The organism is Aerococcus sp. L_32, from assembly GCF_050689315.1.
In genome coordinates this window covers 1-5,390 of record NZ_JBOEQF010000141.1, presented here as the reverse complement: position 1 = coordinate 5,390, position 5,390 = coordinate 1, and the positions used below count along the sequence as shown (strand labels likewise).

4 protein-coding genes and 1 pseudogene are annotated in these 5,390 nt (G+C 38.8%); all 5 read right to left on the bottom strand.

Translation table 11 applies throughout. The features are described 5' to 3' along the window. The coding region (locus ACRCJ0_RS09005) for a biotin carboxylase N-terminal domain-containing protein (RefSeq protein ID WP_431390230.1) at positions 1 to 338 on the bottom strand (338 nt) is incomplete at its 3' end. Positions 339 to 573: 235 nt separating this feature from the next. Further along, positions 574 to 2,067 carry an N-acetylglucosamine-specific PTS transporter subunit IIBC gene (gene nagE / locus ACRCJ0_RS09000; RefSeq protein WP_431390229.1) on the bottom strand — a complete coding sequence of 498 codons (1,494 nt, stop codon included), beginning with the start codon at positions 2,065 to 2,067 and terminating at the stop codon, positions 574 to 576. Positions 2,068 to 2,116: 49 nt separating this feature from the next. After that, the gene (locus ACRCJ0_RS08995) at positions 2,117 to 3,019 is read right to left on the bottom strand and encodes a haloacid dehalogenase-like hydrolase (RefSeq protein ID WP_431390228.1); all 903 of its coding nucleotides are present in this window, start codon (positions 3,017 to 3,019) and stop codon (positions 2,117 to 2,119) included. A gap of 565 nt (positions 3,020 to 3,584) precedes the next feature. Then, positions 3,585 to 4,931, bottom strand: a complete 1,347-nt coding sequence (locus tag ACRCJ0_RS08990; RefSeq protein ID WP_431390231.1) for an FtsW/RodA/SpoVE family cell cycle protein — start codon at positions 4,929 to 4,931, stop codon at positions 3,585 to 3,587. Positions 4,932 to 5,197: 266 nt separating this feature from the next. After that, a pseudogene (locus tag ACRCJ0_RS08985) lies at positions 5,198 to 5,390 on the bottom strand (translational GTPase TypA); the annotation flags it as partial.

Sequence of the window (5,390 nt, the reverse complement as noted above, 5' to 3'; positions counted from 1 at the left end):
TTATCTAAAATTTCGTGTGAAGGACCGATAAACTTGATGCCCTCTTCCTCACAACGACGCGCAAATTCAGTATTTTCAGACAGGAAGCCGTAACCAGGGTGAATCGCGTCAGCATTCACATCTTTCGCAATTTGAATAATCGATTCGATATCTAAATAAGCCTCAACAGCCTTTTTATCCTTAGACAATAAATAAGACTCGTCCGCCTTGAAACGGTGAACTGATCCTTCATCCTCTTGTGAATAAACTGCGACTGTACTAATTCCTAGTTCAAAACACGCTCGGAAAATACGGATTGCGATTTCTCCACGGTTCGCAACTAATACTTTTTTGATCATTTATAGTAACTCCCTCTCTTACGTCTCTAACTACTTGACGCTTGTTTACACTTGCCAATTGTATCATAGTTTGCCATATTTTGAACAATTTTGATATAGAAAAATGAAAGAATTCTCATTTTATTATCATAATTATTAAAAACTATTAAAGATCATTTATTTAGATATTATTTTATTCTTGATCGTTTTGGCCGTAAAAAAAGAAGCTGAGTTTTACCCCAACTTCTCTTAAATATTATTGATCTTCTATTTTTTTCATTTCATCGGCAACGAATTGAACGTCTGTACCCACAATGACATGTAGGTGGTTTTTGTCTAAGACATTGACGCCCGGAACACCAAGACCTTTGATTCTTGCTTGATCGACTTGGTCAACATCATCTAATTCAAAACGCAATCGTGTTGCACAGTTGTAGTAGCTTCGAATGTTATCTTGTCCACCAACGGCATCAAATATGACATTGGCCATGCGTGAATATTTGTCATCGCTAGCTTGGGACGCAGCACCCTCTTTGCCAGCAATAGTTTCTGAATCAGATTCTGTAATCGCTGCTTCAGTTACGGCATTTTCTCTGCGTCCTGGTGTGGCAAAATCGAATTTACGGATAGCAAAATCAAAGATAAAGTAGTAAACCACGAACATCACTAAACCTAGAACTAACAGCATTAATGGTTGGTTAGCAATCGGCACATTCAAGCTTAATGCAAAGTCAACTAACCCTGCTGAGAACCCAAATCCAGCGGTCCAGTGGAAGGTTGCTGCGACAAACATTGAAACCCCTGTTAGGAAGGCGTGAACCAAGTATAATCCTGGCGCTGCAAACATAAATGAAAATTCTAGTGGTTCAGTAATACCTGTAAAGAATGAAGCGAAAGCACCAGCAATCATAGTACCAGCTGCAATTTTCTTAGCTTTTGATTCTGCGTTTTTATACATGGCTAAAGCTGCCCCAGGTAAACCGAACATCATGATTGGGAAGAAGCCGGCTTGATACATACCAGTAACCCCTTTAACCCCCTCAGATGCCCAGAAGTTTCCAATATCATTAATACCGATTAAGTCAAACCAGAATACTGAGTTTAGCGCATGGTGTAAACCGGTTGGAATCAGTAATTTGTTGAAGAAACCGTAAATACCAGCACCAAGCGCGCCAAGGCCTGAGATGAAAGTACCGAATGCTACTAAAGCGTCATAAGCTACTGGCCAAACGAAGTACAGCAGTAAGGATATGATTAACATAGCGCCTGCTGTTAGGATTGGAATCAACCGTCTACCTGAGAAGAATGCGAGCGCTGTTGGCAATTTAGTACCTGAATAGCGGTTATATAAGGCTGCCGATACTGAACCAGAAATAATGGCCATAAAGACATTTTGTGTTGCGCCGAAAGCCATTGGTACTTGGTCAGCTGGCATATTTAGTAAAACACTCAATCCGTCTATAGATAATAGATTGGTTACAATCAGATAACCTACTAAACCAGATAGCCCGGCAGCCCCATTAGCATCTTTTGATAAACCTGTAGCAATACCAACTGAAAATAGAATAGGCAAATTATTAATGATGGCATTCCCTGCTTGAATTAAGAATATCGCCGCTTGGTTAGAGCCTGCTCCTGAAAGTCCTGCTGGGTCAATCCAGTAGCCAATCCCCATTAATAATGATGCCACCGGCAAAATAGATACCGGTAACATAATAGATTTTCCTAAATTTTGTAAATAATTTTTCATCTTATCCTCCCTTTTGATAAAGACAGTTTTTTATATTTTTTGATGACGTTTAACGATTAACGGACTGAGCCATACGAAAATAAGTATGACGTTTACCCCGCACCGCCAAACTCAAAGCGGTGATATTTTCTGGATCAGGCATCCGACCGTAGGCACCATCACCAATATGGTGGCAGTCCACCCCAACACGTTTATTGGATAAACCAATCGATTCGATCACAGAAACTTGCGCTGATTCCTGACTCGTCCCAATTGTTGCCATGACTAAGCCACCACGAGCGTGTATACTTTTTGTCACCTCGTGATTTTCCAGTTCATTGACACCAGGAACCGTATTGACAGCTGGGATTAAGACCCCATCAGCACCTTCATCCATAAAACCAAGTAAGGCTTCCTCATTCACAATACTTTCAGTAAGCCCAGCACCGTGCATTTTACCGGCAAGGACTAACCCTGAAAAATGTGCTTTCGTCACCTTAACAGCCTCACGGATTGCCGACATGGTTACACCAGTTGCTGGATTCCCCGTCAGTAGAATCATATCTACCCCTAATTCGTCCGCTGCTTCTAGACTTTCTTTTGAAACTAAACGTCCTGGATTCAATTTCACACGTGTTTCAAGCAAATCTTGACGCTCATCAACAGGTTCTAGATTAATGGCAATTGGTCGACCAATCAGTCGCTTCAATTCTTGAATAATCCCTTTTGACCCAGAAAATTCTTCCAAGCCAGGAATTTCTGGATTAAACACATCTAACTCATTCAAGACAATGATGTCTGCACCAAACGTCGCCATCACTTCAGGGTTTGACAGCCCTTGAATCAAAGGTGGCGATGTCACTACGGTTTCAGCAACTATTGTCCGTCCTTCACTCGCAAAAATTGCTTGTTTCAATTGACTAGCATCCATCTTGTTGATTTCACTGGCACTAGCCGAAATTAAACGTTTCATTTCCTCTCTCCTCCCATCGTAACCGCTAGTTCATCATCAACTAACCGATTACATTCCTATCTGAATATTATATCAATATTGATAGCTATTACCAAACCCATAACCAAAAAAAAGCTGGATATATTTACCCAACTTCTTTTTTATTTTTTATTCTTCTCGCCCCAAAATTTGATTAATTTCTTAGCTGTATAAGTCAGATTTACCGCCATATATAGCTTGAACCCCATTTTGTACTTCAAGTACAGCTGTTGCACCTAAGTCTTTTAAGGTATCTTTATCAAAATTCCCCGTTAGGAATGGTATTAAGGCCCTGAGAGATAGACACCTACATCCTCAGTATCGTTCTCTTAATGTATATCAGAATAATGAAAGAATTTCGTTTGATAAAGCTTAACAGCATCAGTCAAATGTAATAAAAACCCTTATTGGCAATCGCTTTTAGAATCTACTTTTGCATTTACTTAATTTGCAAGTTTATTTCTGGATAAAAATGAAATGATTTTCAATTTTATCCGTAAATATAAAAAAAACAGACCTTTTAAAAGGTCTGCTCTTAGAGATAATGTTATTTTTCATTTTCAGCCAGACTATTTTGATGAGCATGCTTCCTTTTCATCTGGAGACTACGCCGCCATGAACGATCAGAGGCGATGACGGATAAGGCGATACCTGTCATTATACTCGTTACAAGAAGGCTAGACCCCCCATAAGACATGAAGGGGAAGGTAACACCTGTTAAGGGAATTAAGCCTAATACCCCACCCAAGTTTACAAAAGCTTGAATCAAAAAGTATGAACCAACACCAATAAGAACGGTTTGGTCAAATATACGGCGCATTTTAATAGCCTTGTGGAAGATATAAACCACTAGTGAAAAGTACAAGACCAGTACAAGCATCACGCCCCACAAACCAAATTCCTCTCCAATAATTGTCATAATAAAATCATTGTGCGCTTCAGGCAAGTAGCCAAGTTTTTGGATAGAGTTTCCAGCACCACGTCCAAGGATGCCACCATTTGATAAGGCATAATAGCCATAAACTAATTGCAGTCCTGTATCCTGTGCATCCGCGAATGGATTAATAAAAGAGGTAAAGCGGGCAATCTGATAATTATCTATATGCGATAAATCAAATAGATTCAAGACAATAATAACTGCGATATACATAATAATTGCTATTAGAACTGTTTTGGTCAGCCATTTCATTGTTAGACCTGAATTCAATAGGAGGATGACAAATAAAGACCCAAGAATGAGCACCCCACCTACATCAGGGAAGAAGAATACGAGCGTTAACCAAATACCAATAGCTGCCGTCTCTTTTTTGTAATGAGTAATCAATTTAAATGGACTGTTTATTTCAGCAATCTCCGCCTGAACTTCATCTTTAGCTAAAAAATTCGCTACTAAGATAACCAAGGCAGGTTTTGCAAACTCGACGGGTTGAATGGAGAAAGCGCCTACGCCAATCCAACCTTGAGCCCCATTAATGGTTTCCCCAAATATGAAGGTAAAAACTAATAGGACTGTGATACCTATATATAACATCCTTTGAAAACGTTGATGTCGCCATATTTCTGGCTTGATAATATAAATTATAAAGATGGCTAACATACCCACAACCGCAAAGGCACCCTGTCTCACTAAATAATAGTATGTAGGCTGTCCTGATGATGTAGCTAGGTAGGATGAGGCAGTTGTCACCATCAGTAAACCAATTATTAATAACAAGCCATATAATATCAAAATCTTTCCGTTTAAATCCTCACAATGCGCAAGTATTCGCTGAAACGTGCTTGGTCCACCTTTAACTTGTTTACTTTTTTTACGTTCTTTTTTTGCTTGTTTCTTTACTTTCACTTCTTTTTGTTTTCGCTTATTTGATTGGGCTTTTTTTTCCTTGGATTCCATTGACACAATCGCCCTCCTTTATGGATTTTAAATGATGCCATACATTTATTGATACTAGAAGTCAGTAATGGTATAGATAACCATGACTCAGTTATCCATTATAGCATAATCCGCTTCTACATTAACGGCATCCTATTTCATTTTATAAAAAATAAAAGAGGTTTTAGCACCTAATCTACTACTCAATCTAAATCTCAAAAAAAGGCGTAGACAATTTGTCCACGCCTTATCATCTTATTTACTTCTATACCCTCATTGAGTATTGATTAACCTAAGTTCTTTTTCTTAGCTGATTTTGCACGTTCAGCTTCGTTTAAAATTGATTTACGCAAACGAATGCTTTCTGGTGTTACTTCACAGTACTCATCTTCATTCATGAATTCTAATGATTCTTCAAGTGTCAGTAGTTTCGGTGTTTTGATTGAAGCTGTTTGGTCTTTGTTTGAAGAACGAACGTTA